The organism is Mycobacterium gastri, assembly GCF_002102175.1.
Lineage (GTDB): Bacteria > Actinomycetota > Actinomycetes > Mycobacteriales > Mycobacteriaceae > Mycobacterium > Mycobacterium gastri.
In genome coordinates, this window is sequence record NZ_LQOX01000079.1 from 1 (window position 1) to 26,774 (window position 26,774).

General features: G+C 66.7%; 27 protein-coding genes and 1 pseudogene. 7 read left to right on the plus strand and 21 right to left on the minus strand.

The features are described 5' to 3' along the window. Positions 1-549: 549 nt before the first annotated feature. The 14 genes from lsr2 to AWC07_RS07725 form a co-directional block, all read right to left on the minus strand. Positions 550-888 carry a histone-like nucleoid-structuring protein Lsr2 gene (lsr2, locus tag AWC07_RS07660; protein WP_036419552.1) on the minus strand — a complete coding sequence of 113 codons (339 nt, stop codon included), beginning with the start codon at positions 886-888 and terminating at the stop codon, positions 550-552. 115 nt (positions 889-1,003) lie between these two features. Next, positions 1,004-2,503, minus strand: coding sequence for a lysine--tRNA ligase (gene lysS, locus AWC07_RS07665; RefSeq protein WP_036419550.1), 1,500 nt, complete (start codon positions 2,501-2,503; stop codon positions 1,004-1,006). Between the two features lie 58 nt (positions 2,504-2,561). After that, positions 2,562-3,380, minus strand: coding sequence for a type III pantothenate kinase (locus tag AWC07_RS07670; protein WP_036419547.1), 819 nt, complete (start codon positions 3,378-3,380; stop codon positions 2,562-2,564). A gap of 2 nt (positions 3,381-3,382) precedes the next feature. Further along, complete coding sequence (panD, locus tag AWC07_RS07675) at positions 3,383-3,802, minus strand: aspartate 1-decarboxylase (RefSeq protein ID WP_036419545.1); 420 nt, start codon at positions 3,800-3,802, stop codon at positions 3,383-3,385. After that, the gene (gene panC / locus AWC07_RS07680) at positions 3,802-4,740 is read right to left on the minus strand and encodes a pantoate--beta-alanine ligase (protein WP_036415858.1); all 939 of its coding nucleotides are present in this window, start codon (positions 4,738-4,740) and stop codon (positions 3,802-3,804) included. The genes panD and panC overlap by 1 nt, the downstream gene beginning before the upstream one ends. Then, positions 4,737-5,648 carry a Rossmann-like and DUF2520 domain-containing protein gene (locus AWC07_RS07685; RefSeq protein WP_036415855.1) on the minus strand — a complete coding sequence of 304 codons (912 nt, stop codon included), beginning with the start codon at positions 5,646-5,648 and terminating at the stop codon, positions 4,737-4,739. The genes panC and AWC07_RS07685 overlap by 4 nt, the downstream gene beginning before the upstream one ends. Positions 5,649-5,729: 81 nt before the next feature. Continuing rightward, positions 5,730-7,109: a DUF6779 domain-containing protein gene (locus tag AWC07_RS07690; RefSeq protein WP_036415853.1), complete on the minus strand. Its 1,380-nt coding sequence runs from the start codon at positions 7,107-7,109 to the stop codon at positions 5,730-5,732. A 110-nt stretch (positions 7,110-7,219) separates the two neighbouring features. Beyond that, positions 7,220-7,696, minus strand: coding sequence for a DUF3180 domain-containing protein (locus AWC07_RS07695; RefSeq protein ID WP_036415851.1), 477 nt, complete (start codon positions 7,694-7,696; stop codon positions 7,220-7,222). Beyond that, the gene (folK, locus tag AWC07_RS07700; protein ID WP_036415849.1) at positions 7,696-8,223 is read right to left on the minus strand and encodes a 2-amino-4-hydroxy-6-hydroxymethyldihydropteridine diphosphokinase; all 528 of its coding nucleotides are present in this window, start codon (positions 8,221-8,223) and stop codon (positions 7,696-7,698) included. Before folK ends, AWC07_RS07695 begins: the two co-directional genes overlap by 1 nt. Next, a complete protein-coding gene (folB, locus tag AWC07_RS07705) occupies positions 8,220-8,621 on the minus strand; it encodes a dihydroneopterin aldolase (RefSeq protein WP_036415847.1) in 402 nt (133 codons plus the stop codon). Before folB ends, folK begins: the two co-directional genes overlap by 4 nt. After that, complete coding sequence (gene folP / locus AWC07_RS07710; protein ID WP_167380031.1) at positions 8,614-9,456, minus strand: dihydropteroate synthase; 843 nt, start codon at positions 9,454-9,456, stop codon at positions 8,614-8,616. The genes folB and folP overlap by 8 nt, the downstream gene beginning before the upstream one ends. Further along, positions 9,453-10,061: a GTP cyclohydrolase I FolE gene (folE, locus tag AWC07_RS07715; protein ID WP_036415844.1), complete on the minus strand. Its 609-nt coding sequence runs from the start codon at positions 10,059-10,061 to the stop codon at positions 9,453-9,455. The genes folP and folE overlap by 4 nt, the downstream gene beginning before the upstream one ends. Positions 10,062-10,078: 17 nt before the next feature. Continuing rightward, positions 10,079-12,331: an ATP-dependent zinc metalloprotease FtsH gene (ftsH, locus tag AWC07_RS07720; protein WP_036415843.1), complete on the minus strand. Its 2,253-nt coding sequence runs from the start codon at positions 12,329-12,331 to the stop codon at positions 10,079-10,081. A 311-nt stretch (positions 12,332-12,642) separates the two neighbouring features. After that, positions 12,643-13,056 carry a VOC family protein gene (locus AWC07_RS07725; RefSeq protein ID WP_036415864.1) on the minus strand — a complete coding sequence of 138 codons (414 nt, stop codon included), beginning with the start codon at positions 13,054-13,056 and terminating at the stop codon, positions 12,643-12,645. Positions 13,057-13,242: 186 nt separating this feature from the next. Here AWC07_RS07725 and AWC07_RS07730 point away from each other — a divergent pair, with 186 nt between their 5' ends. From AWC07_RS07730 to AWC07_RS07740, 3 genes are read left to right on the plus strand one after another with little or no spacing between them, the layout of a single operon-like run. Then, complete coding sequence (locus AWC07_RS07730; protein WP_036415841.1) at positions 13,243-14,208, plus strand: alpha/beta fold hydrolase; 966 nt, start codon at positions 13,243-13,245, stop codon at positions 14,206-14,208. Next, positions 14,202-15,395 carry an LLM class flavin-dependent oxidoreductase gene (locus AWC07_RS07735; RefSeq protein WP_036415839.1) on the plus strand — a complete coding sequence of 398 codons (1,194 nt, stop codon included), beginning with the start codon at positions 14,202-14,204 and terminating at the stop codon, positions 15,393-15,395. Before AWC07_RS07730 ends, AWC07_RS07735 begins: the two co-directional genes overlap by 7 nt. Continuing rightward, positions 15,395-16,444 carry a zinc-binding dehydrogenase gene (locus AWC07_RS07740; RefSeq protein ID WP_051508095.1) on the plus strand — a complete coding sequence of 350 codons (1,050 nt, stop codon included), beginning with the start codon at positions 15,395-15,397 and terminating at the stop codon, positions 16,442-16,444. Before AWC07_RS07735 ends, AWC07_RS07740 begins: the two co-directional genes overlap by 1 nt. A gap of 404 nt (positions 16,445-16,848) precedes the next feature. On the opposite strand, the gene AWC07_RS07745 is transcribed toward AWC07_RS07740, so the two are convergent. Both AWC07_RS07745 and AWC07_RS07750 read right to left on the minus strand, forming a co-directional pair. Next, positions 16,849-18,087 carry a PPE family protein gene (locus AWC07_RS07745; protein WP_085105019.1) on the minus strand — a complete coding sequence of 413 codons (1,239 nt, stop codon included), beginning with the start codon at positions 18,085-18,087 and terminating at the stop codon, positions 16,849-16,851. Between the two features lie 13 nt (positions 18,088-18,100). Beyond that, complete coding sequence (locus AWC07_RS07750) at positions 18,101-18,400, minus strand: PE family protein (protein WP_036418176.1); 300 nt, start codon at positions 18,398-18,400, stop codon at positions 18,101-18,103. Positions 18,401-19,471: 1,071 nt separating this feature from the next. Here AWC07_RS07750 and AWC07_RS29300 point away from each other — a divergent pair. Further along, positions 19,472-19,798 (plus strand): PE family protein, encoded by a 327-nt coding sequence (locus AWC07_RS29300; protein ID WP_084293726.1) that lies wholly within the window; start codon positions 19,472-19,474, stop codon positions 19,796-19,798. Positions 19,799-19,859: 61 nt separating this feature from the next. Then, positions 19,860-20,609: an SIMPL domain-containing protein gene (locus AWC07_RS07760; protein WP_036418178.1), complete on the plus strand. Its 750-nt coding sequence runs from the start codon at positions 19,860-19,862 to the stop codon at positions 20,607-20,609. Between the two features lie 3 nt (positions 20,610-20,612). On the opposite strand, the gene hpt is transcribed toward AWC07_RS07760, so the two are convergent. The 4 genes from hpt to dacB are packed head-to-tail and all read right to left on the minus strand — an operon-like array spanning position 20,613 to position 24,640. Then, complete coding sequence (hpt, locus tag AWC07_RS07765; RefSeq protein WP_036418180.1) at positions 20,613-21,209, minus strand: hypoxanthine phosphoribosyltransferase; 597 nt, start codon at positions 21,207-21,209, stop codon at positions 20,613-20,615. A gap of 37 nt (positions 21,210-21,246) precedes the next feature. Further along, complete coding sequence (gene tilS, locus AWC07_RS07770; protein WP_036418182.1) at positions 21,247-22,218, minus strand: tRNA lysidine(34) synthetase TilS; 972 nt, start codon at positions 22,216-22,218, stop codon at positions 21,247-21,249. Continuing rightward, positions 22,197-23,258, minus strand: a complete 1,062-nt coding sequence (locus AWC07_RS07775) for a zinc-dependent metalloprotease (RefSeq protein WP_036418188.1) — start codon at positions 23,256-23,258, stop codon at positions 22,197-22,199. Before AWC07_RS07775 ends, tilS begins: the two co-directional genes overlap by 22 nt. Further along, the gene (dacB, locus tag AWC07_RS07780; RefSeq protein WP_139829597.1) at positions 23,255-24,640 is read right to left on the minus strand and encodes a D-alanyl-D-alanine carboxypeptidase/D-alanyl-D-alanine endopeptidase; all 1,386 of its coding nucleotides are present in this window, start codon (positions 24,638-24,640) and stop codon (positions 23,255-23,257) included. The genes AWC07_RS07775 and dacB overlap by 4 nt, the downstream gene beginning before the upstream one ends. Positions 24,641-24,804: 164 nt before the next feature. Between dacB and AWC07_RS07785 the strand changes: the two genes are divergently transcribed. Then, a complete protein-coding gene (locus tag AWC07_RS07785) occupies positions 24,805-25,293 on the plus strand; it encodes an inorganic diphosphatase (RefSeq protein WP_036406357.1) in 489 nt (162 codons plus the stop codon). Between the two features lie 9 nt (positions 25,294-25,302). On the opposite strand, the gene AWC07_RS07790 is transcribed toward AWC07_RS07785, so the two are convergent. Then, positions 25,303-26,373, minus strand: a complete 1,071-nt coding sequence (locus AWC07_RS07790) for a DUF475 domain-containing protein (protein WP_036410149.1) — start codon at positions 26,371-26,373, stop codon at positions 25,303-25,305. A gap of 211 nt (positions 26,374-26,584) precedes the next feature. On the opposite strand from AWC07_RS07790, the pseudogene AWC07_RS07795 reads away from it, so the two are divergent. After that, positions 26,585-26,770 (plus strand): annotated as a pseudogene (locus AWC07_RS07795) (PPE domain-containing protein); the annotation flags it as partial. Positions 26,771-26,774 lie beyond the last annotated feature (4 nt).

The window sequence follows — 26,774 nt, forward strand, 5'->3', positions numbered from 1 at the left end:
ATTCCCGCAGATCAACGCCACATCCTCGACGCGCTCGGACTGAAAACGGGGTACTAAGGCAAATGTCCTAACTCAGGTCAAACTGCGCTACCTCGGCGTGGAGAAGAATCACGCCTGGCTGCGACGCCGTTGTGCCGCAATCAATCTGCGCACACTGGTGAACAGCGGCTTGACCCGCACCGACGGCGGGTGGGCCCTGGCCTGACGGCCACGGCCCAGACTTGCCCATCTCGATACCCGCCCAGCACACTGATATCGGCGGGAAGAACGACCACGTTGTCGACCAACCAGGGTCTGACCTACTGCCGAAGAAACGGCCTTGTCGGCGTTCTTCCCGCCCCATCACGCCCCGTTGTTCAGAGCCCTCCTAGCGGTTCCGGGGCGCGGACGCATGTCCGCGTGGCACCTCTTACTTCAGAACCGCACCACGTCAACGAGGAGGATCGCCGATATGTTTCCGGCGCCGACTGGCGGCGGGTTCGCCACCAGCGAAAGCGACACAGCACCGGCGCCCAGGCTTTGGAGCCTGGGCGCCGGTGTGAGCGACTACTAGGTTGCGGCGTGGAACGCGTCGATGATGTCAGCCGGGATACGGCCGCGAGTCGACACGTTGTGTCCATTGCGACGCGCCCATTCCCGGATCGCGGCACTTTGTTCGCGGTCGATCGCGCCGCGGCCGCGGCCGGAACCGGAACGCCCGCGCCGGCGACCGCCGACACGACGGCCGGCCTCGACCCATTGCTTCAAGTCGCCGCGCAGTTTCGCGGCATTCTTAGAAGAAAGGTCAATCTCATAGGTCACCCCGTCAAGCCCGAATTCGACCGTTTCGTCGGCGGCGCCGGAACCGTCGAAATCGTCGACCAAGGTGACGGTTACTTTCTTCGCCATTGGCTTACCCTCGCGTTTCTTCCCGTGCAGTTACCGTGCAGGATGGACAGACTCCCCGGTCACTAATCTGCCATAAGAACGTGAAATACTCAATCTGGACACATCGGCGGGCAGTTCAGTTGGAGTGCGGTCGAACAATCGGGAACAAAACTGTCTCCCTAATTGACAGGCCGGTCAAAGCCATCAACAACCGATCGATACCCATTCCCGTTCCAGTGCACGGTGGCATCCCGTACTCCAGGGCCACCAGAAAATCCTCGTCGAGCGACATCGCCTCGTCATCGCCCGCGGCCGCGGCGCGAGCCTGTTCAGCGAGTCTATCCCGCTGTACCACCGGGTCGTTTAATTCAGAGTACCCGGTGGCCAGTTCGACTCCGTGCAGGTAGAGGTCCCACTTCTCGGTTACTCCGGCGATACTGCGGTGCTGGCGGGTCAATGGCGTTGTCTCTACCGGAAAATCCTTCACAAATGTGGGCGCGGTCAACGTGTTGCCCACAGTGTGCTCCCAGAGTTCCTCCACGAGTTTGCCGTGACGGTAGCCACCCTTGTCGAGAATCTCTTCATCGAGTCGGCGCGCGATCTCGCGTAACCGATCGACCGAGGTCTGCGGTGTGATCTCTTCGCCGAGTGCCGCCGACAGGGAGGAATACATCTGGATTGTCGCCCATTCTCCGTCGATGTCGTAGACACTGCCGTCGGGCATCGGAAGTTGTCGGGTGCCGATCGCCTCGTCGGCTACCTCTTGAATAAGCTGCCTGGTGACCACTGCGGAATCGTCATAGGTTCCATAGGTCTGGTAGGTCTCCAACATCGAGAATTCCGGGGAATGTGTAGAATCGGCTCCTTCGTTTCGGAACACCCGATTTAGTTCGAAGACCCTGTCGAAGCCGCCGACTATGCAGCGCTTGAGGAACAGTTCCGGCGCGATGCGTAGGTAGAGGTCGATGTCGAGAGCGTTGGAATGGGTGACAAACGGCCGGGCTGCCGCACCGCCGGCTAGCGTCTGCAACATGGGCGTCTCGACCTCGACGAACCCCCGGCGTTCCAGCGCATTCCTTATCGCTCGGATGACGGCAATCCGCTGCCGGGCCACCTCCCGCGCCTGCGGACGGACGATCAGGTCGACATAGCGCTGCCGTACCCGTGCCTCCTCGCTCATCTCCTTGTGCGCGACGGGCAGCGGCCGCAGCGACTTGGCGGCCATCCGCCAGGAGTCGGCGAGAACTGACAATTCGCCGCGGCGTGAACTGATCACGGTGCCGTGCACGTACACGATGTCGCCGAGATCGACATCGGCTTTCCACGCATCGAGCGCTTCCCGGCCGACCTTATCGAAGCTGATCATCACCTGCAGGCGGGTGCCATCGCCGTCCTGAAGTGTCGCAAAGCACAGCTTGCCGGCGTTGCGCGCGAGGACTACCCGGCCGGCGACACCGACTTCGTCGTCGGTAGCGGTGTCGACGGGCAGGTCCGGGTAGGCATCGCGGATCTCGGCCAAGGTGTGGGTGCGTTCGATGGCAACCGGGTAAGGGTCGCGCCCTTCTGCCAACAGCCGAGCGCGCTTGTCCCGACGGATCCGGAACTGCTCGGGGAGGTCTGGGTCAGCGGCACTCACGACGTGCCAGCTTAAGGGGTCGACCGTGCGCCTACCGCGTTGACTCGATGCTCGGGGTTCAGCGCGCGGTCTTCAGCCGGCCACCCTGGGCGTCGTGGTTTCGTTCGAAGACCAGCCGCAAACCATGCAGCGTCAAGTGCTGGTCGTGGTGATCGACCGTGTGCAACTCGGGCAGCAGCAGCGGCGCCGTATGCCCGGTGGCCACGACCGCGACATCGTCTGCGGCGGAGAATCCCTTGACGTCTTCTCGGATGCGCCGGACCAAGCCGTCGACCAGCCCGGCGAAGCCGAACACCGCACCCGCCTGCATGCATTCGACGGTGTTCTTGCCGACGACCGAACGTGGCCGGGTCAGCTCGACGCGGCGCAGCGCGGCCGAACGGGCGGCCGCGGCGTCGGACGACACCTGCACGCCGGGCGCGATGGCACCGCCGAGGAATTCGCCCTTGGCCGACACCACGTCCACGCAGATCGACGAGCCGAAATCGACGACGATGGCGGCCTTACCGAACTTGTGATGCGCCGCCAGGCAGTTCACGATCCGGTCGGCGCCCACTTCTTTGGGGTTGTCGACCAGCAGCGGGATACCCGTGCGCACCCCCGGTTCGATCAGCACGTGCGGGACCGACGGCCAATACTGGTCGAGCATGATCCGGACCTCGTGCAGCACCGACGGGACCGTGGACAGACCGGCCGCGCCGGTGAGCCGCTCGGAGTCCTCGCCGATCAGGCCGTCGATGGTGAGCGCCAGTTCGTCGGCGGTGACTTCGGACTCGGTGCGTATCCGCCACTGCTGCACCACCTTTGCGTGCTGCTTGGCTCCGGACAGCAGGCCTACGACGGTGTGGGTGTTGCGGACGTCGATCGCCAGCAGCACGGCTACCGCACACCGATCCGCGGGTCTAGTAGCTCCCCCGCGTCAGCGGGCACGAAAGCCGGATCGCTGCCCAGGTCGATCTGTTTGTTTTGGGCGTCGACGAACACGATCCGCGGTTTGTAGGCGCGAGCCTCCGCATCTGACATGGTCCCGTAGGCGATCAGGATCACCAGGTCGCCCGGGTGAACGAGATGTGCGGCGGCACCGTTGATCCCGATGACGCCGCTGCCGCGCTCGCCGGTGATCGCGTAGGTGACCAGCCGGGCACCATTGTCGATGTCAACGATGGTCACCTGTTCACCCTCGAGCAGATCGGCGGCCGCCATCAGATCGGCGTCGATGGTCACCGATCCGACGTAATGCAAGTCCGCCTGCGTCACCCTCGCGCGGTGGATCTTCGACTTCAGCATGGTCCGTAACATCAGTTCCTCCAAGATGATTGGGCATAGTGGGCCCGCGACTCGTCCGGCCCGGGGGTGCCGGCGAAGTTTCCGATCTGGATTTCGACGTTGTCCAGCAGCCTGGTGGCGCCGACGCGCGCCGCAACCAGCAGCCGGGCTGATCCGCTGGCGGGCGCCGGGCCGAGCCCGGCGTCGCGCAACTCCACATAATCGACCGCGATCCCAGGCATGGCGTCGAGCACAGCGCGAGCCGCGTCCACCGCGGCCCGGGCACCGGCGCCCGCTAATGCAGCCGCGTGCGCTCCGGCCGTCAGCGCCGCCGACAACGCCACCGCCGCTTCTCGTTGCGCCGGGTCCAGGTATCGGTTGCGCGACGACATCGCCAGCCCGTCGGCCTCGCGCACGGTCGGCACCCCAACCACCTGCACGTCGACGTTGAGGTCCGCGACCAGCTGCCGGATGAGCACCAGCTGCTGATAGTCCTTCTCGCCGAAATAGGCCCGATCGGGCCGGATGATCTGCAGCAGTTTGAGCACCACGGTCAGCACCCCGGCGAAATGGCCCGGCCGCGCGCTGCCTTCGAGGTCGGCGCCCAGCGGCCCAGGTTGCACCGTGGTACGCATCCCATCGGGGTACATCGCCGCGGCCGTCGGCACGAACACGATCTCCACGCCTTCGGCACGCAGCTGCGCCACGTCGTCCTCGAGGGTTCGGGGGTAGGCGTCGAGATCCTCCCCGGCGCCGAATTGCAGCGGATTGACGAAGATCGACACCACGACCACCGAGCCGGGCGTCCTCTTGGCCGCGCGCACCAGTGCGAGATGGCCCTCGTGCAGGGCACCCATCGTGGGCACCAACATCACTCGCCGGCCGGTGTGCCGCAGCGCCCGGCAGACGTCGCTGACCTCACGCGGCACCGAGTACCGGTTGAGTTCGCCCGGGTTGAAGCTGACTTTCACCGCGCCAGCACCTCGACGACGTCGGCGGGAGCATGCGCCCGCTGAGCGGTCCGCAGCGCGTTCACCCGGTAGGCGTGGGCCAGTTGCGGGTCGACGCCGGTCAGCGCGGCCAGGTGCCCGGCGACCGCGGCAGCATCACCACGGGCGATCGGCCCGGTCAGCGCGGCCTGCCCGCGCTGCAGCGTGTTCTCCAGCGCCGCGCGGGCCAGCGGTCCGATGATGCGTTCGGCGATCCCCCCGGGCTGGTCGTCGACGCACTGTTGGCCCAGCAGTTCGCTGCCGCGCAGCGCGGCGCGCAACGCCTCGAGAGCATCGGCGAGCACGGTCACAATGTGGTTGCTCGCGTGGGCCAGCGCCGCATGGTAGAGGATGCGGGCGTCCTCGCGGACACTGAACGGCTCCCCGCCCATTTCCAGCACCAGCGATTGGGCAATCGCATAGCCGACGCCGTCGGCCGCGGTGATCCCGAAGCAGGTATCCGGCAGCCGGCTGATGTCCTCGTCGGACCCGGTGAACGTCATCGCCGGGTGGATGGCCAGCGGTATGCAGCCCTGCCGGGTCAACGGTGCCAGGATCCCGACCCCGTTGGCGCCGGACGTGTGCGCCACAAGTGTCCCGGGCCGCACCGCCGACGTGGCAGCCAAGCCCGACACCAAACCCGCCAGTTCAGTGTCGGGGACGGCCAACAGCAGCAACTCAGCTGCGGCAGCGACATCCGGCGGCGGCAGCACCGAGGTGTCGGGCAGCCAGCGCTCGGCCCGTTGCAGCGACGCACGGGAGACGGCGCTGCACGCCACCACAACGTGGTCGGCGCGCTCCAGCGCCACTCCTAACGCGGTGCCTACCCGGCCAGCGGAGATGACTCCCACTTTGAGCCTGGCCGGGCGCAATCCGTCGAACTGCACCATCGCAGACGACCTCACAGGTTTCTTGTTCGTTCCAGTCCCTTGGCTGAACGGGTACCGGACGGTCACTAAGACTGTAGTCGATCAGCCGCCGCGGCGGCGACGCCGCCCACCTCCCGACGGCTGGACCTGCAGTCGGGCCAGCAGGTCCGCGACCGACTGGCCACCGGTTTGGGCGTCGGAGCCGTGTGCTCCCGCCGCGGGCTCCGGCTCCGGGCTGCGATGGCGGGCAGCCGGTTCCGGAGGCGGCGGCGCGGCCAGGCGGGGTGGCGGCGGGGCAGTGGGCCGCGCAGCTGCCGGCGCCGGCGGAGGTGGGGCGGCGGACGGCGGCGGAGCAGCAGCCGGCCCGGTGCCGTCCGCTCTGGGGACGGCTCCCAGGCTCGCCACGCCATGGTCGCGGTACTCCGTCGAATGGCGAGATCGTGACCGGCGACCACCGGTTTCTCCGGGCACCTCGACGTGGCCCAGCCTGATGTCGCCTTGACCTTCCTCCGGTCTGGAATCCCGGTAACGCCGTCGTCGGCCCGATGGCTGGGCAGGCGGCGCAGCGGCGGGTTCCCCGGACGCCCAGTGGCTCCCGGGCGCCCCCGGGGGTAACCATTGTCCATCGGCGGCAACGGGTGCCCACGACGGTTCCGATTGCGGCTCCGGTTGTGGCGGCGGAGCCGGCGGGGGCGGTGGCCGATGACGAGGCTCATACCGCGGACCGGGCGGAGCCGGCGCGGTTTCGTAGTGCAGCCCGACCCGCTCGGCGGAGTGTTTCGTTGCTGCGGGCTCGGCAGGCGGCGGCAATGGTCCCGCTGGTGGGACATCCCGGTCGTCGTAGGGGGGCATTCCCACCTCAGGCACGTCGATGATCGCTTCCTCGGCACGGTCGACCGCTTCGCCCGGGCGAACCACCGCAACCCGGTCGATGGACACCCAGTCGGCGGCCGGGCCCTGCCCATTCTGGACCCGATCGGCCACCGCTCGTGAGCGGCGTGCCTGTGTTGCCCCCATCTTGTCCATGGGCTCCAGCGCCGGACGGTGCTCGAAGTCCGTGTCGAACAAGATCTCCAGACTGGTCCGCAACGCGGTCAGTTCCGCTCGCAGCGCAGCCACCTCGTCGGCGGCCGCACCGCGCAGCTCGGCGGCCAGCTCTCGGCGCAGCTGCGACTCCACCGACAGCTCGTACTCGCGGCGAGCCGAGATTTCGCGATCCAACTGCAAGTCGTAAACCAGCTTCAGATCGCGCGCCCGTGCCTGCTCCGCATCGGCTTGCCGGCGGTACAACACCGACACGAACGCGCCGGCGACGGCGGCCCACAGCGCCAGGATTACCGCGAGCTTGAGCAGTTCCACGCGATTGGTGAAAACCAGTGCCGAACTGGCCGCAATCGCAAGAACCAGCAACGTCGTCAAGAGCACCCATCCCGGCCTGCGGCCGCCGCGCCGGACCCGGGCGCCGCGGGACAGAACGGTCATGGCCTGACTGTACCCGGGCAGCGCCGTCCGCGTGTCGCGTCGGTCCGGCGATTCTTCGGCCGATTCGACGAGGCCGCCAGCAACGTCGGCGAGTGATCGCGGGGCAACCGTTAGGTTTCGGCCCCCTCACCGCCCTCGGTGGGATCCTGCGGAGACTTGCAGCAATGTTGCAGCCAGAGCGCGGCAACCACCAACGCCAGTGCGCTGCCGGCCGCTACGACCGTTCCGGTGGTGTCCTCGACGGCAACCCGCTGCCAGGACCGCCGCGGCAACAGATACACCAACACCCCGATCCACCAACCCAGCACCAGGGCGCCCACCCAGGCCGACGCCTTGGCGACCATCAGACTGCGCGCCACCGTGAGCGGGTGCAGGCGGCCGGGTCCGTCGCCGATCTCGCCGTCACCGATCTTGGCCCGTATGTAGCGAGCCCACAGCGCCTCGGCGACAGCGACGCCGAGCAACGACAGTCCGGTCCACACCGTGATCGGCGGAAACCACCGGAACAACACCACGACCAGCAGATAACCCACCACCGCAGCCGCGATCACCGCGGCTGTCAGATCGCGTTTGCGGGTGGGGCCCATCAGGTTCCTAAGGTCAGGGGTGTCAGCCGCACGCTCGCCCGATCGGCGGGCTCCAACTCAGCCAGCAGCTCGGCCACGGGCCGCGGACCATCCGGCAGCGGCACTTCAGCGGCCGGATCGACGTCCAGCCACGGGATCATCACGAAAGCCCGCAGGTGTGCCAGCGGGTGCGGCAGCGTGAGATCGCTGTCGTCGGAGACCACGTCCACCCGGCCGGACGGGGTGACCTCGGAGCAGGTGACGAGGTCGACGTCCAGCGTTCGCGGACCCCAGCGCTCGTCTCGCATCCGGCCCGCGGCCCGCTCCAACTCGTGAACCCGGCACAGCCATGCGTGGCAATCACGCTCGGGGTCGTCGGCAATCAGCACCGCATTGAGAAACGGATCCTGATCGATGCCGCCCCACGGGTCGGTCTCGTACACCCGGGACGCGGCGACAAACGCATCGGCGAGCCCGTCGACGACCGACCGAAGATGCGCCAGGCGGTCACCGAGGTTCGAGCCGATCGACAGCACTACCCGCGTCATACCGCCCCGCCCGCGGGGACCACCGCACCGCGGCCACCACGCCGTGACCGTCTGGTCACCACCGCGATGTCAGCGAACGGCAGCGGGATGGGGGCCTGCGGCTTGTGCACCACCACCTCGACGGCATGCACGCGCTGGTCTTCCATCACCTCGTCGGCGATCTCGGCCCCGACCGTTTCGATCAGGTTGCGCGGTGGCCCGCTGACGATCTCGCTGGCCCGCTGCGCCAAACCGATGTAGTCGTAGGTGTCGGCCAAATCGTCGCTGCGGGCGGCGTCGACCAGATCGATCCACATGGTGATGTCGACGATGAAGCGCTGCCCGGCCACCCGCTCGTGGTCGTAGACCCCGTGTCGACCGTGAACGATCAAGCCGCGCAGCTCAATTCGGTCAGCCATCGCGCCCGGTCCCTTCAACTCGCTGCCACGCTTGCACCACCTTGAGGGCGTCGACCGTTGCCCGCACATCGTGTACCCGCACGCCCCAGGCCCCGTGCAGGGCCGCCAGCGCCGAAATCACCGCGGTGGCCGTCTCGCGCCCGGCCGGCGGGCGGATGGTGCCGTCGGGCCCGGTCAGCAAGCTACCGAGGAAGCGCTTGCGCGAGGCACCCAGCAACACCGGAAACCCGGTGGCGACCAACTCCGGCAAGGCATGAAGAAGTGCCCAATTGTGTTGTCCCGTCTTCGCGAATCCAAGCCCCGGATCGATCACCAGGTTCGCTGGGTCGACGCCGGCGGCTATCGCGTCGTCAACGGCTGCCATCAGCTCGGCACGCACTTGTGCCACCACGTCGCCGTAGTCGGGCACCTGGTGCGGGCTGGCCGCCGACACCGGCCGCCAGTGCATCAGCACCCACGCCACCCCGGCTTCGGCCACCAACGGCGCCATCGCCGGGTCGGCCCGGCCACCGGACACATCGTTGACCAGCCGCGCGCCGTTTTCCAGCGCCGAGCGCGCGACGGCGGCGTGCATGGTGTCGATGCTGACCGTAACACCTTGTGCGGCAAGCTCTTTGACCACCGGGATGACCCGAGCCGTCTCGACACCCAGGTCGACGCGGGTCGCGCCGGGCCGAGTGGATTCACCACCGACGTCGACGATGTCCGCCCCGTCGGCAACCAGCGCCAGACCGTGCTCGACGGCTGCGCCGGGATCGAGGTAACGCCCGCCGTCCGAGAACGAGTCCTCGGTGACGTTGACGACACCCATGACCTGCATAGGCGCCGGGCTCACTTATGCAGGATGAGATCGAGCGCTTCGGCTCGAGAAGCGGCATTGGTTTTGAACAGACCACGCACCGCTGACGTCGTCGTGACGGCGCCGGGCTTGCGGACCCCGCGCATCGCCATGCACAGATGTTCGGCCTCGATGACGACGATGACGCCCCTTGGTTCCAGCCTCTTCACCATGGCATCGGCGATCTGGCTGGTGAGCCGCTCCTGCACCTGCGGCCGCTTGGCATAGAGGTCCACCAGCCGCGCGATCTTGGACAGCCCGGTCACCCGGCCGTCCTCGCCCGGGATATAGCCGACGTGGGCAACACCGTGAAACGACACCAGATGGTGTTCGCACGTGGAGTACATCGGTATCTGCTTGACCAGCACCAGCTCGTCGTGATCTTCGTCGAACATGGCGTTGAGCACCGTTTCGGGCTCAGTGTAGAGGCCGGCGAAGATCTCCCGATATGCGCGGGCGACGCGTGCCGGAGTGTCCCGTAAGCCGTCGCGGTCGGGGTCCTCGCCGATTGCGCACAGCAATTCGCGCACGGCGGCCTCGGCGCGCGGCTGGTCGAAAGCCCGCGGGTGGGACGACGTGGGGCGGGAATCCAGCTGCGTCATGGGAATCCTCCGTTTCGTCAGCCGTGCGCCGACGGATTGGACCGGCTGACGTCCTTATTCTGCTGGTCGGACGGTTCGTCGGGGTCCGGTTCGGATTTTTCCGGCAGGCGATAACCCGGCGCCGGCTGTGGCCGGCTGGGCGACGACGGCCGTGGTGGCCATCCTGGAGCGTGCCAGTCGGCCGGTGCACCGTAGTCGGGCCGGTAGGCGGATCTGTCCCGGTCCAAGCCGTTGGCGCCGCTAGGGAAACGGTCGACTCCTGACTGGGCAGCCTGTGCTGCTTCAGCCGCGCGGGTAGCCCGGGCGATCGCTTCCTTGAACGCCGGCTCTTGCAGCGGCGGCGGCCACGGCTCGCCGCGTTCCATGGCGAGCTCGCCGGGTGTCTTGATGGGCGGCTTGTCCGAGGGAATCCGGCCGCCGAAGTCGTCGAACACGGTCAGCCGGGGCCGCTTTTCGACGTTGGCGAAGATCGCCTCCAGCTCGGGCCGGTGCAGGGTTTCCTTTTCCAGCAGCTCACCGGCCAGCGCGTCGAGGACGTCGCGGTATTCGGTGAGGATCTCCCACGCCTCGGTGTGCGCCGCCTCGATGAGCTTGCGCACTTCTTCGTCGATTTCGCGGGCAACCTCGTGCGAGTAGTCGGACTGCGTGCCCATCGAGCGGCCCAGGAACGGGTCGCCGTGCTCGGTGCCGTACTTCACGGCCCCGAGGCGGGCGCTCATGCCGTATTCCGTAACCATCGCGCGGGCCACTTTGGTCGCCTGCTCGATGTCGGACACCGCGCCGGTGGTCGGCTCGCGAAACACCAATTCCTCGGCGGCCCGCCCGCCCATCGCGAAGACCAGTTGCGCGATCATCTCCGAGCGGGTCCTTAGGCCCTTGTCCTCCTCGGGCACCGCCACCGCGTGGCCGCCGGTGCGTCCCCGGGCCAGGATCGTCACCTTGTAGACGGGGTCGATGTCGGGCATCGCCCAGGCCGCCAGGGTGTGGCCGCCCTCGTGATAGGCGGTGATCTTCTTCTCGTGCTCGCTGATGATCCGCCCTTTGCGGCGTGGACCGCCGATCACCCGGTCCACCGCCTCCTCTAGGGCGGGACCGGTGATGACGGTGCCGTTCTCCCGGGCGGTCAGCAGCGCCGCCTCGTTGATGACGTTGGCCAGGTCGGCGCCGGTCATGCCGACGGTGCGCTTGGCCAGCCCGTCGAGGTCGGCGTCCGGGCCGATCGGCTTACCCTTGGAATGCACCTGCAGCACCGCCCGCCGTCCCGCCAAGTCGGGATTGGAGACCGGGATCTGCCGATCGAAGCGGCCGGGCCGCAGCAGTGCGGGATCCAGAATGTCGGGCCGATTGGTGGCCGCGATGAGAATGACACCGGCACGCGGGTCAAACCCGTCCATCTCCACCAGCAGCTGGTTTAGCGTCTGCTCACGCTCGTCATGGCCGCCGCCCAGGCCGGCGCCGCGCTGGCGGCCCACCGCGTCGATCTCGTCGACGAAGATGATGCAGGGGTTGTTCTGTTTGGCCTGATCGAAGAGGTCCCTTACGCGCGAGGCGCCGACGCCGACGAACATCTCGACGAAGTCGGACCCGGAGATGGTGAAGAACGGCACGCCTGCCTCACCTGCGACGGCGCGGGCCAGCAGCGTCTTGCCGGTCCCGGGCGGGCCGTACAGCAGTACACCTTTGGGGATCTTGGCGCCGAGCGCCTGGTAGCGACCGGGGTTCTGCAAGAAATCCTTGATCTCGTAGAGCTCCTCGACGGCTTCGTCAACGCCGGCAACGTCGGCGAACGTCGTCTTGGGCATGTCCTTGTTGAGCATCTTGGCGCGGGACTTGCCGAAACCGAAGCCCATCCGGGCGCCGCCCTGCATGCGGGAGAACATCACGAACAGCCCCACCAGCAGTAGCAGGGGAAGCACATAGACCAGCAGCTCACCCAGGATGCTGCCCTGGTTGACGACGGTGCTGACCTTTGCATTCTTCGCGGTCAGCGCGTTGAACAGGTCGACGGCGTAGCCCGTGGGGTATTTGGTGATGATCTTGTCGGATCCGTCGGTGTCGTTGTTGCCCTTCTTCAGGACCAGCCGCAGCTGCTGTTCACGGTCATCGATCTGCGCGCTCTTCACGTTGTCGCTGTTTATCTGCGACACCGCTACCGAGGTGTCGACTGGCTTGTAACCGCGGGTGTCGTCACTGAAATAGAAGAACGACCAGCCCAGCAGCACCACGACGGCGATCGCCGTGATGGTACGGATCACGTTTTTTCGGTTCATCGATCATCGGCCGTGCCGGCCTGGTCCTTCCGGATTCACGCAGCTGGAAAAGTCAAGGTTACCGCCCCGTGGCGATCGCAAGCCCGGCGCAGGCCGGGCGCAGCGGGTCGCCACCATCATTCCCGTGGCGATCGCAAGCCCGGCTCGGTTGGTTCCAGGCCGGGCGCAGCGGGTCGCCACAGTCCTCTTCGTCAACGACTGGCGGTTCCCGCTGCGATCCTGAAATCGGCAACGAACCCGGTGCTAAGCGTCACACCGGGGGATGCCAGGCGGTAACGATCACGCCGGCGCAACCTCGCGGACGCCTTGGGCTACTCGTAATAGCGCGCCTCCACCACGTTGCCGTCCGGATCGGCGAAGTAAAACGCGTGCGGCGCCCACCCTCGAGCCCCGTAGGTATGGTTCATCCGCGCGCTGGTATCCGCCCCTTCCGCCCGCAGTCGCCGGTCGAGTGCGTGGTACTCGGACTTCGACATTGCCAGGCAGACATGGTTGACCGGATGACCGGCACTGCCTTCGACCTTTGCGAACGACCCAAGGCCGCCGGCCATCTGCAGTGGCATCAGGTCGATGATGGAGTCGTCGGACACCCGCACGCTGGGGAACGGTGCTTCTCCCGCCTCGAACTCGTCGAACCGCACCGGCGTAAGCCCAACCACCCTGGAATAGAAGTCCATCGCCGCCCGCGCGTCATTTGTCCACAGCACTATGTGGTCCAGCCGCATCAGCCGATGATGCGCGGTGCCGGCCACGATATCCAGTCCGCCATACCGGCCGACGTGCTGACTCTTTCACCCAGCGTGTACCTGCTGCGAAATTCCAGGCAGATTTTCGCAGCAGGTACACGCTCGGCGAAGCCCTAGCCAGACGAGGCCTTCCCCGCTCCAGGGCCGTTGTGATTTGGTGAGACGGTGGCTCCATCAACCGAACGGTTAGTCGACACAAATGGTGTGCAGCTTCGCGTGATCGAGGCCGGAGACCGCGGCGCGCCCGCGGTGATACTGGCCCACGGCTTTCCCGAGCTGGCCTACTCCTGGCGGCACCAAGTTCCGGCCCTGGCCGACGCCGGCTACCACGTGCTGGCTCCGGATCAACGTGGCTATGGGGGCTCCTCGCGCCCGGAGGCGATCGAGGCCTACGACATTCACCAGTTGACGGCGGACCTGGTGGGACTGCTCGACGATGTGGGCGCCGAGCGCGCGGTCTGGGTTGGTCACGACTGGGGTGCCGTCGTTGTGTGGAATGCGCCGCTGCTGCATCCCGACCGGGTCGCCGCGGTTGCCGCGCTCAGCGTTCCGCCATTGCCCCGCGCGCAGGTGCCGCCGACTCAGGCGTTCAGCCAGACGTTCGGCGAGAACTTCTTCTACATTCTCTACTTCCAGCAACCGGGTGTGGCCGATGCGGAGCTCGATGGTGACCCGGCTCGCACGATGCGCCGGATGATCGGCGGTTTGCGGCCACCAGCCGACCAGAGTGCGGCATTGCGAATGTTGGCCCCCGGACCCGAGGGCTTCATCGACCGCCTTCCGGAACCCGATGGGCTGCCGGACTGGATCAGTCAGGACGAACTGGACCACTACATCAGCGAATTCACTCGTACCGGTTTCACCGGCGGGCTCAACTGGTATCGCAATTTCGACCGCAACTGGGAGACAACGGCCGAACTCGCTGACGCCAAAATCTCGGTACCGTCACTATTTATCGCCGGGACTGCGGATCCGGTGCTGTCCTTCACCCGTACCGACCGCGCGTCGGAGCTGATTACCGGTCCCTATCGCGAGGTGCTGATTGACGGCGCCGGGCACTGGCTGCAGCAGCAGCGACCCGACGAGGTGAACGCGATACTCCTCGAGTTCCTCAACGGGGTGCAATGGTGACCGGTGAGCCGCTGCGCTTCGGCGTCTTCATCACGCCGTTTCACCCGACCGGCCAATCCCCCACGGTGGCACTGGAATACGACATGGACCGGGTGGTCGCGCTGGACCGGCTGGGCTTCGACGAGGCCTGGTTCGGCGAACATCACTCCGGCGGCTACGAGCTGATCGCCTGCCCGGAGGTCTTCATCGCGGCCGCGGCCGAACGGACCAAGCACATCCGGCTGGGCACCGGGGTGGTCTCGTTGCCCTACCACCATCCGCTGATGGTGGCCGACCGCTGGGTATTGCTGGATCACCTGACCCGTGGCCGGGTCATGTTCGGCACGGGCCCCGGCGCGCTGCCGTCGGACGCCTACATGATGGGCATCGATCCCATCGACCAGCGCCGAATGATGCAGGAGTCTCTCGAGGCTATTCTCGCCTTGTTCCGTGCCGCTCCGGATGAACGCATCGACCGCCATTCCGACTGGTTCACCCTGCGCGAGGCGCAACTACACATCCGACCGTACACCTGGCCGTATCCTGAGATCTCAACGGCGGCAATGATATCGCCGTCGGGGCCAAGGCTGGCCGGAGCGCTGGGCACGTCGCTGCTGTCGCTGTCGATGTCGGTGCCCGGCGGGTATGCGGCACTGGAGAACACCTGGGGAGTGGTGTGCGAGCAGGCCGCCAAAGTGGGCCGGGACGAGCCCGATCGCCGCGACTGGCGGGTGCTGTCCATCATGCATTTGGCCGACACCCGGGACCAGGCTCTCGACGACTGCACCTACGGGTTGCCCGATTTCTCGAAGTACTTTGGCGCAGCAGGGTTTGTCCCGCTATCCAACACCGTAGAGGGCACACAATCAACCCGGGAATTCGTCGAAGAGTATGCCGCCAAGGGGAATTGCTGCATCGGCACACCTGAGGACGCGATCGCCCACATCGAGGACCTGCTGAACCGCTCGGGCGGTTTCGGAACCCTGCTGTTGCTCGGTCATGACTGGGCCGCATCGCGGGCGACCTTTCACTCCTATGATCTGTTCGCCCGCAAAGTGATTCCATATTTCAAAGGTCAGCTCGAAGCACCCCGCGCCTCGCACGAGTGGGCCAAGGGCAAGCGTGAGGACTTGATCGGCCGCGCGGGCCAGGCGGTGGTCAAGGCCATCAATGAGCACGTGGCCGAGCACCAAGGCAGTGAAAGCTGATGCGCGCCTCGGTGTTACGCAATGGACGCATGGTGTACCGGGATGACGTGCCCGACCCAGCGCCCGGCCCGGGCCAGGTACTGGTTAAGGTGCTGGCATGCGGCATCTGCGGTTCTGACCTGCATTTCGCCGCGCACGGCGAGGAAATGCTGGCGCTCACCGATCAGATGACACGTGGCGCCGGCGGACCCCGTGTCGATCTGAACAGTGACGTCTTCATGGGTCACGAATTCAGTGCCGAGATACTCGAAGCGGGACCCGATACCGAAAGCCAGCCACCCGGAACGTTGGTCACGTCGATTCCGGTGTTGCTGTCGACCAAGGGCTTCGAGCCGATCATCTACAGCAACGAGACAATCGGCGGCTATGCCGAACGGATGCTGCTCTCGGCCCCGCTGTTGCTGCCCATTCCGAATGGCCTCGATCCCAAACATGCCGCCCTCGCCGAACCCATGGCGGTGGGATTGCACGCCGTCAACAAGTCGGGCATTGCCCCCGGCGAGGCGGCCCTGGTGCTTGGTTGCGGCCCGATCGGTATGTCCATCATCGCAGCACTTCGGTTACGTGGGGTCGAAACCATTGTGGCATCCGACTTTTCGTCGAAACGACGGGAACTGGCCACGACGATGGGCGCGTATCGGACGGTAGACCCGGCACAGGGCTCGCCATTCGACGCCGTCAAGGCTGCAGTGGTTTTCGAGGCGATCGGCGTACCGGGGATCATCGATGAGGTGTTGCGACGGGCACGGCCGGGCACGCGGCTGGTCGTCGCAGGAGTGTGCATGCAGACCGACATGATGCATCCGTTCTTCGCGATCGCCAAAGAGATCAGCGTGCAATTCGTGCTCGCCTACGGCCCGGATGAATTCGCCGAGTCACTGCGTGCGATCGCCGAGGGTGATATCGACGTCAGCCCGCTGATCACCGGGGAGGTCGGCCTGGACGGGGTCGGTGCGGCCTTCGACGACCTCACCGACCCCGAGCGGCACTGCAAGATTCTCGTCACGCCGGGGGTGGGATCGCGGTCCTTACGTCGAGATCGACGTTAGCGCTGGCGTCGATCTCGACGCTTGTCGGGTGAACGCTGGCCTCCTGACAGACCGACCTCCGACGAATTGCCGAAAGCTCTTTAGAGCGCGACAGACACAATCCCGGTATCGTTTTCGCCATTGTGACAACGACGCGGCCGAATTGTCCAGGCGCGCACGCAAATCGGGACAACCGCTCAGGAAACGAGCTGCGACGCCGCGCAAGGGACACCCGTCCGCCGGTTCGAAATCGGTTGCGCGACCATTTGTTCCCGTTCAACGGCAACCCGAACAGCAGCCTGTCTGCAGTTGGGTGAACGATCTGCCGACGAGCCGAAAGAACTGGCTCCCGATTGGACGCCCGACGACCCATTACCGGGACCCTTGCCCGACGGCTCCTCCTCCAGTTACCCGGGGCTGGGCCGTCATCCCCCGGCCGGCGGCTGCGGCACCACGGTCGGCTTGAATCCGTATCGGGGAGCGGCGAAGTGGGCTGCCATGCCGCGCCCGACGCCAGAACCAGGCATCACCGGCATCCCGCCGAACGCGCTTGCGGCGGGTTCTGCGGCCGCCGCGGCGCCGAGGTTGCTGATCGTCACGATGGGGTTGGCCGCCCCGACCGTGTTGGCCCAGGAAGCGGGCACCGCCAAGCCGCCGACCGACGCCGCCTTGCCGACAGCTCCCGCTATCCCGCCCAAGCCACTCGGAAGGGCGGCAGGCAATGCCCCTGCCGCAGCCTGTGCGGCACCCTCGGCGGCCTTGGCGGCGCTAGCTGCGGCCTTCGGCAACATCGCTTGGGCAAGGCCTTCGACGTCCTTGAATACGGTTACGAAAAGCCGAGTGGGAGAGACCATTCGGGAAAACCCGTCAATAGCCGAGCTGGCATCCAACGTTTGCGAGCCGGTCAGGCCCTCCAGCACGTCGCCAAGGGCTCCGCCCACGACGATCCCGTCGCCGTTGGAATTCCAGGTGTTCACGCCGAGGCCGAGTGCCCCCAAAGGGTTTTTGAGCCAGGGTGGTTCGTTCGTCAGGCCGGCCATCTGCGACAGCGACTTGGTGATCTCGGCCATCCCTTGCGCGGGCGCCGACGTGCTCACCGCTTGCGCCACCGCATTGGCCTGGGCGACTACCCCGGCCAAGTTGACCGTGGGGAGCGCCGGGCTGAACGGCGTCAAAGTCGTGGCTTGCGCCGATGCGCCGGCATAGCCATACATCGCGGCCGCGTCCTGGGCCCACATCTCGCCGTATTGCGCCTCCGTGGCTGCGATCGCCGCGGTGTTCTGGCCGAGAAAGTTGGTGGCCAACAACGCCATCATCAACGCCCGGTTCGCCGCGACCTCTGCTGGCGGCACCGTCGCCATGAACGCCGCCTCGTAGGCAGTCGCGGCGGCCACGGCCTGGGTACCCGCCTGTTCTGCCTGCGCGGCGGTGCTCCTCAGCCACGCCACTTGCGGCATGGCGGCGGCCGCCATGGACGCCGCCGACGGCCCCTGCCACGGCCCGTCGGTCAGTGCGGTGACCAGTGCGTCATAGGAGGACGCGGTGGATTGCAGTTCGGCGGCCAGAGCATCCCAGGCAGCCGCCGCAGTCAGCATCGGCCCGGAGCCGGGCCCGGAATACATCAGCGCGGAGTTGATCTCCGGTGGTAACTGGGCAAAGTCCATGACTGTCGGTCTCCTAGCCGATGGTGGCCGCGTTGGCGGCCTCGGTAGCCGCATACGAGCCGGCGCTGATGCCCAGGGTGGTCGCCAGCTGCTCCTGCACCGCTACGGCCTGGGCGCTGATCTGCTGGTACATCTGTGCATGCGTGGCGAACTGCGTGGCGGTCAGCAGCGACACCAGATCGGCTGCCGCCGGAACCACCCCGGTCGTCGGGCCTGCCGCGGCGGCATTCCCGGCACGGACCACAAAGGTGATGGATTGCAGTTCCGTAGCGGTCGCAGCCAGCATGTCCGGCTGCGCGAGCATGATCGACATGAATATCCCTTCCCCAATATCACTTTGCGTCAACGACTTTCACGGGCAGTGACGCCGCTCATCGCTGAAGCACATCGCACGACACGCTAGGCCAGCCAGATAGGAACAACACAGGTTTTACCCAGCCTGTTCACTGCTGTGTCGATAACAATTCATTTGCTGTGCCAAACACGCAGGACACTTGGAGCGATTTTATGAAACATATTTGAATCAAATATGATTAGAGTTTCATATGAAGTTCGATGGGACGCCGGGAGTCACGTTATGCTCATCGATTCGGACAGCATTCCCGCCCGGCCATTGACAAGTCTGGACAAGTCTGGGCGGCGCAAATCGAGCGAACGATGCGCGATGCTCCCTGGAGGCAGCGCATCTGAAGTCGTCATGCCGCCCTGGGAACCAATCATGGTGAGCCCACCACCGTGACGAGCAATGGCCGAGGCGACATCCGCACTGCGGATCGGCACGCGACGACCGGTATCAGCGGGCGGTCTCGGTCCGGTGCGCCGTCGTCGTTCATGGTTCTGATTTCCCGCGTGAATTAGCAATCAGAATTTGCGGTTGGAATTTGTTGCACAATTTGCGGCTCGATTCACGACCGGGTTCGCGTAGCGACCGGGGCGCTGGCCGGTGTCGCCGAACCGGCGCGCGACCCGGCTCACCCGGCAGCCATCTGGATACAATTGGACAACTACGGTTGACACTAATTCATGTCCTAGTGTTACCTTCGCCTCCAGCATCGTTGTGATCGGGCTCACGGTAGCTCCCGCTCCCGACGGTTGCAATGAGCTCGCACTAGTCCAGGAGGCATTCGTATGCGCTCCGTACCAAACGGCCCCGCCGTAAGCAACACTTGCGCGAGGTAGAACGACAACACCATCCACGGCCCCTAGGCCAGTGCGTCGACGCCGAATTCTCCGCACCGCAGGCGCTCCGCTTAAGCGGTTTGCTCACAACAAACTTTCGTACGGAAGCGTCACTCTCCGACAACGAAGTCGCGCCAACATACCTGTACCCCACGGGCCTTCGGCAGGCTACGGCCAATCGGGCTTGACGGCGCCGTAGCCGCCGATGCCCATTCAACTACACGCCTGGATAAGTCGCGGAGGTTTAGTTTTCAATGTCGATTCTCACCAACGAGCCGGAAATGCGCAGTCAGCAGCGACCAAGCGGCAAGCGCTCGGCTCGTCGATGATGTCTCGTAACGCGGCCGCGGCCGCCTCCACCATGAATGTGATTCCACCTGCGGCCGATGGGGTTTCGGCGTTGACCGCGATGCATTTCGCAGCTCACGCGAAAGCGTTCCAGGCGGTCTACACCCGAACCGGAGTCGCCCGCGCCGGTGCGGCACCGATGGCTCGGACAAGGTTCGTCCCTCGAACTCCGGCCGGCGGTTAGCAGAGCCGAAGCGGCGGCGCGGATTTCGCTTCCCGGCGCCGAAGCGGCGCTAGGGTAGCGCATGCCGTTCACACAAAGCGCCCCACGGGTCGTACGCAAGTCGGTTGCCCTGGCCGTCGCGGGCCTGGCCGCCGCGTCGCTGTCAGCGTGCGACTCCCACGATGCATCGCCGCCCGGAGCAAATCCGCGTCAGGTGACCGTCTTCGGGTCGGGGCAGGTGCAAGGTGTTCCGGACACGTTGACCGCCGACGTCGCAATCGAGTTCACCGCAGCCGACGTCACCAGCGCGATGAACCAGACCAACGACCGCCAACAGGCGGTGATCAATGCGCTGGTGGGAGCCGGGGTAGACGGCAAGGACATTCGCACCACCGAGGTGAGCCTGCAACCGCAGTACAGCAGCGCGGAGCCGGGCGGAACGGCCACGATCACCAGCTACCGCGCCGACAACGGAATCGAGGTCAAGATCCGCCCCACCGATGCCGCCTCGCGGCTGCTGGCCCTGATCGTCACCACGGGCGGCGACGCCACCCGGATCAGTTCGGTCAGCTATTCCATCGCCGACGACTCGCCCCTGGTGAAGGACGCGCGGGCCCGCGCCTTCGACGACGCCAAGAACCGTGCCCAGCAATATGCGCAGCTGTCGGGGTTGCGTCTGGGCAAGGTGCTGTCCATCTCGGAGGGGTCGGGTTCCACCGCGCCGACGAGGACTGCCCCACCGGCGCCACCGCGCGCGGCCACCCCGGTGCCGCTGGAACCCGGCCAGCAGACGGTCAGCTTCTCGGTGACCGCGGTGTGGGAGCTGGATTAAGTGCTACTGATAAACCCTGGGATCCAGCGTCCCGATGTATGACAGGTCGCGGTAGCGCTCGTCGTAGTCCAGGCCGTAGCCCACCACGAAGTCGTTCGGAATGTCGAAGCCGACGTAGGCGATATCGACGTTGGCTCCCACCGCATCAGGCTTACGCAGCAGCGTGCACACCCGCAGTGACCTCGGATGGCGGCTCTTGAGGTTGCGCAACAGCCAGGAAAGCGTGAGACCCGAGTCGACGACGTCCTCGACGATCAGCACATCACGGTCGTGGATGTCGCGGTCGAGGTCCTTGAGGATGCGCACCACTCCCGACGACGACGTCGAGGACCCGTAGGAACTCACCGCCATGAATTCGAACTGGGTGGGCAACGGGATCGCGCGCGCCAGGTCGGTGACGAACAGCACCGCGCCCTTCAGCACGGTGACCAACAACAGATCCTGGCCGGTCGTCGCGGACAAGTCGCGGTAGTCCTCGCCGATCTGGGCGGCGAGCTCGGCGATGCGGCGCTGAATCTGCTCCTCGGTGAGCAGCACGGACTTGATATCCCCCGGGTACAGCTCCGCCGTCTGCCCCGGGAAGGTCTCCGCCACGACCACAGCGTAGCGACGTCGACCGACCAACAACCAACAGGTGTCAACTCGGTTTCGCGACCGGCTCGAGCCGCAACGTCAGCACGCCGTCACGTCGTCCGGCGAACAATCGCTGACCCCGAAATGCCGACCCGACCGCCACGCCACCCTGGCCGCGCCAGTCGGTGACCAGCGCGTCGACGCCGCGGATCTGCTTGTCGGTCAGCCCCGTCGCGCCGCCGGCCAGCAGCCAGCTGCGGATCACCCGGCGTCGCACCGGGCCCGGCAGTGCGGTCAGCGCCGCGGTGTCCAGTCCCGAACCAGCCGCCGCGGCGGTCAGCGCCCGGGCCGCGATCGTGTCGATCAGGTCGGTGTCCTCGCGCAACGCCGTCGCGGTGCGGGCCAGCGCCTCGGCCACGCCGCCGCCCAAGACGTCCTCCAGCAGCGGCAGCACCTCCTGGCGCAGCCTGGTCCGGGTGAAGCGCCGGTCGTCGTTGTGGGGATCTTGCCAGGCGGTCAGACCCAGCTCCCGGCAGGCATCGTGCGTCACGTTGCGACGCACCCCCAGCAGCGGCCGGCACCACGGCGGATCGTAGGGACGCATGCCGGCGATCGATCGGGGCCCCGAACCGCGGCCGAGCCCCAGCAGCACCGTCTCGGCTTGGTCGTCGAGCGTGTGCGCCAACAAGACCGGACCGTCGCGGCGCTCCGCCAGGGCGGCGTAGCGGGCGGCGCGCGCCGCGGCCTCCAACCCGCCGTCGGTCCCTACCCGAACGCAGACCACCTGTGCGTCCCGACAGCCCAGCGAAATAGCTTGTGCCCGTGCGGTTTCGGCGACCTCAGCCGAATCCGGCTGCAAACCGTGGTCGACGATCAGTGCGGTGGTGGGCCGCAGGTGCGCCGCAACAGCGGTGAGCGCCAACGAGTCCGGGCCGCCGGACAACCCCACGCACCAGCACTCGGCGGAGCCGAGGTACCGGGCAGCGAATTCCTCGACCACCCTGCGCAGCTGCGCTACAGCACCCGATCGATCCATCGCTGCGGGTTTTCGATCTCGGCCGGCAGGGGCAGTGTCTGCGGACCCGTCCAGATCATGTTGAACCGCTTCATCCCGACCCGGCCCACCACCTCGTCGACGAACGCCTTGCCGCGGGTGTACTGGCTGAGCTTGGCGTCGAAGCCCAGCAGGGCCCGCAGCAACCGCTGCAGCGGCGGTTGCTTACGCGCACGTCGTTCGTCGAAGCGGCGGCGGATGGTGGCCACCGACGGCACCACCACCGGCCCCACCGCGTCCATCACGTGCTCGGCGTGGCCTTCCAGCAGCGTGCCGAGCACCAACAGCTGATCCAGGGCCCGGCGTTGGGCCTCGGACTGCACGGCGCGCACCACGCCCAGAATGCCGGACACGTGGCCGCCGGAATCGTCGGACGAGTCACCGCGGTTGCGGACGAAGTCCGCCAGCCGGCTCACCACCTGCCCGAGATCGTCGGCCGGTTCCCTGGTGAGCAGACCCAGGGCTTCCTGCATGTAGCCGGCCAGCCAGGGATTGGCGGTGAATTGCACCCGGTGCGTGACCTCATGCAGGCACACCCACAGCCGGAAATCCGAAGGGGCCACCCGCAGTTGCCGCTCGACCGCGATGACGTTGGGATACACCAGCAGCAGACCGCCCATTCCGGCGCCGTCGGCGGCGGCAAACGGATCGTACTGGCCGAGGATGCCCGAAGCCACGAACGCCAGCACAGCCCCCGTCTGGGCGCCGGTGATCCGGCCGGTGAGAAAGGCCCGCGGCTTGTCGGTGCCATTGGTCATCGCCCGCATCGATTCGGCGGCCGCCCGGACCCACGCCGGTCGGTCCATGACCCGCGCCGGGGGCACCGCGCCCGCGGTGATCAGCCCCGTCACCTCACGCACCGGCGGTTCCGCCTTCTCCGCCGCGCGCATCAGCTCGCCGATCACCTGGCGGCGGGTGTATTCGGTGGACGGCGGGCCCGGGCGGGCCAACCGCTCCCCCACCGTGGCCGCAAATCGCCAATCGACTGTGTTCCCGAGGGTCAGCTCCGACGATGCCGTCACGTCGTGCACCCGCAGAACCACAACTTGGTCGCCAGAGCGTCCATCGCGTTGCGACCGTTCAGCCCGGCATCGTTGGACAGGAACGCAAACGTGAGCACCCGTCCGCTGCTGTCGGTGAGCACACCGACCAGCGAGTTGATGGCCGTCAACGAGCCGGTTTTGGCCCGCAACCAGCCGGCCGGGCCCAGGTTGGTGGCCCGGTCGAGAAAGCGTTCGCCCAGCGTGCCGCTGCCACCGGCAATCGGCAGCAGATCCAGCAGCGGGCGCAACGCCGGCTGGTCCGGCCCCGCCGCCGCCTGCATCGCGCCGTCGAGCGTGCGAGCGGCGAGCCGGTCGTTGACCGATAACCCGCTGGAATCGGCCAGCGCGGCGCCGGCGATGTCAATGTGTGCGCTGTTCAGCCGGGTGAGCACCGCATCGACCGCACCGGTGAAGCTCTGCGGCCGGTTGATGGCGGCGGCCACCTCACGGGCGATGCACTCGGCCATCACGTTGTCGGAGGCATTCATCATCTGGGACAGCCGTTGGATCAACGGCGCCGACTGCACCACGGCCAGCTGCCGCGCGCCGGCCGGTGCCGAGGCGATGGTCACCGCCGCCGGGTCCAGGCCGAGGGCTTTGGCCAGCTCCCGTCCGGCGTCCAGCGCCGGGGTGCGCGACCGCCGCGAGTTGACGGTCGTGGGCTGGATCCGGCCGGCGTCGATCATGGCCGCCTCGATGGGGGCGATGTCACCGTTGTCCACGTCGGCCGGGTCCCAGCCCGGCGCCATGGTCGGGCCGGTGAACGCGGAGATGTCGACTTGCACCGCCGTCGGCGTCATGCCGCTGCGGCGGATCTGTTCGACGAGGTCACTGATGCGCGCGGCCCCGCGGTACCAGGTGTCGACACCCGGTGGCGCGGCCGACAGCGTCGGATCCCCGGCACCCACCAGCACCACCGGCCCCTGGCTGTCGCGGGTGCCGGCCACCACCCGGGTGCTGACCCGGGCTTGCCGGTCCAGGGTGAGCAGTGCCGCCGTCGCGGTCAGCACCTTGTTGGTCGACGCCGGGATCAACGGCAGGTCGTCGAGCTGGCGCCACAGTTCCTGGCCGGTCAGGGCGTCGGTGACCCGGCCGGCCAGCCTGCCCAGGTTGGGGTCCGCCGCGGCCTGGGCCAGCGCCGCGGCCACCCCGGCCGCGCTGGGCGCCGGAGCCGTGTCCGCCACCGGAGTCACCCCCGGTTTGACCGTGGGCGGGCGCGGTGGCGGGACCGGCGGGCGCGCACCGGCTCCGTGACTTCCGGTCGTGAAGAAAGCGGCTGCCGCGACCACGGCGGCGACAAACGCCAGCACGGCCACCCCGATGAACATGTGGGTGGTCTTCCGCCAACGTTTGGGACCCATGACTCTCCTGCCTTTCCGGACCCTTTCCGGACCTATTGTGCCGAACGAGCCGGGAGGCGGCGTCACGGTATCGCTGGACTAGGGTGTACCCGCGACGGCATTTGACCTACTCACGCCTGTCCTGGGCCTCGCTTATCCACTCGCTTATCCAAAGGAGCCACGCGGTGCAATTCGACGTGACCATCGAAATTCCCAAGGGCCAGCGCAACAAGTACGAGATCGACCACGAGACGGGCCGGGTCCGCCTGGACCGTTACCTCTACACCCCGATGGCCTACCCGGCCGACTACGGCTTCATCGAGGACACCCTCGGAGAGGACGGCGACCCGCTGGACGCGATGGTGCTGCTGCCCGAGGCGCTGTTCCCGGGGGTGCTGGTGGCGGCCCGGCCGGTCGGCATGTTCCGGATGGTCGACGAGAAGGGTGGCGACGACAAGGTGCTGTGCGTTCCGGCCGGCGACCACCGCTGGGACCACATCCAGGACATCGAGAACGTTCCGGCCTTCGAGCTGGACGCGATCAAGCACTTCTTCGTGCACTACAAGGACTTGGAGCCGGGCAAGTTCGTCAAGGCCGCCGACTGGGTGGGCCGCAAGGAAGCCGAAGCCGAGGTGCAGCGCTCGGTGGAGCGATTCCAGGCCGGCGGGCACTGATTTTGGGCATCACCTGGCGATTCGCCGGTTGCGCAGCACGCTGTTGGTGACGGCGGCCGCGATGAAGATCACGCCGATCGAGGCGGTGATCCACTCCGGCAACTGTAAGCGGTCGTTGACGGATATCAGCATGATCACCGCGAGAGCCCCGATCGCCCAGTGGGCACCGTGCTCCAGATATATGTACCGGTCCAAGGTTTCTTGGCGGACCAGATAGATGGTGATCGACCGGACGAACATGGCACCCACCAGGCCGAGACCCAGCGCAATGATGATCGGGTCGCTGGTGATCGCGAAGGCTCCGGTGACACCGTCGAAGGAAAAGGACGCATCGAGCACCTCGAGATAGAGGAAGAGCGTGAAGCCGGCTTTGCCGACGGCCCCCGCTCCCCCGACGTCGGACGCTGCTGATTCCGGGGGCCGGAACGCCCGGCTCAAACCGTTGACGACGAGATAGGTCACCAGACCAAGTAGCCCGGCGATCAGGACGCTCGCCCGCTCGTCGCCCGAGCGTGTCAACTCCGTGCCGACGAGGACCAGCGCAACACACGCCACCGCCACCGGCACCTGCCCGAGCCGGCCGACGCGGGCGAACGGCGCTTCGATCCACTTCAGCCACTTGATGTCTCGGTCGTGAAAAACGAAGTCCAGGAACAACATCAGTAAGAACATTCCGCCGAATGCCGCAATCTGCGGATGGGCGTCTTTGATCAGCTTTTCGTAGCTGCGCGACCCGTCCGGAAACTCCAGCGCGCCGTTGGGCGGCGGATTGAGCGCCAGGTCCATCGCCTGTACCGGGTCCAGCCCGGCGGTGACCCACACGATGACCAACGGAAACACCAATCGCATCCCGAACACCGCGATCAGAATCCCGACGGTCAGGAACATTTGCTGCCAGAACCGGCTCATCTGCTTCAGGATCGTGGCGTTGATGATGGCGTTGTCGAACGACAGCGACACCTCCAGCACCGCCAGCACCACCAGCAAGAACAGCGCCGTCGGCCCGCCGTGCCAGTAGCCGATGGCCAGCGCGCCCGCGGTGAACAGCAGCGACAACCCGAAAATGCGGATCGTTGTCATGGTTCCTTTCCGAGCGCCGCCCGGAATGCCGCGGCCGGATGTCGGCTTCACGATGGCGGCCCAGATACCGACTGGCCGCCCATTTCATTTTTACCCAATAGCCGCTCAATGAATCCCTGCAACGTTTGTCCTCAACCCCGCGGCCTGGTCGCAAGCTCTCGTGGGCGCGCTGAGCCACCACGGCGGCGCAACATTGTGAAGGAGCATTCCCTTGTCAGATTTCGCGTGGCTGCCGCCGGAGATCAATTCGGCGCGGATCTTTGCTGGCGCGGGGGCGGGGCCGTTGTTTGTGGCGGCGTCGGCGTGGCAGGGGCTGGCTGCGGGGTTGGCGGGGTCGGCGTCGTCGTTTGATGCGGTGATTGCCGGGTTGACCGGTGGGCCGTGGGCGGGTCCCGCATAGT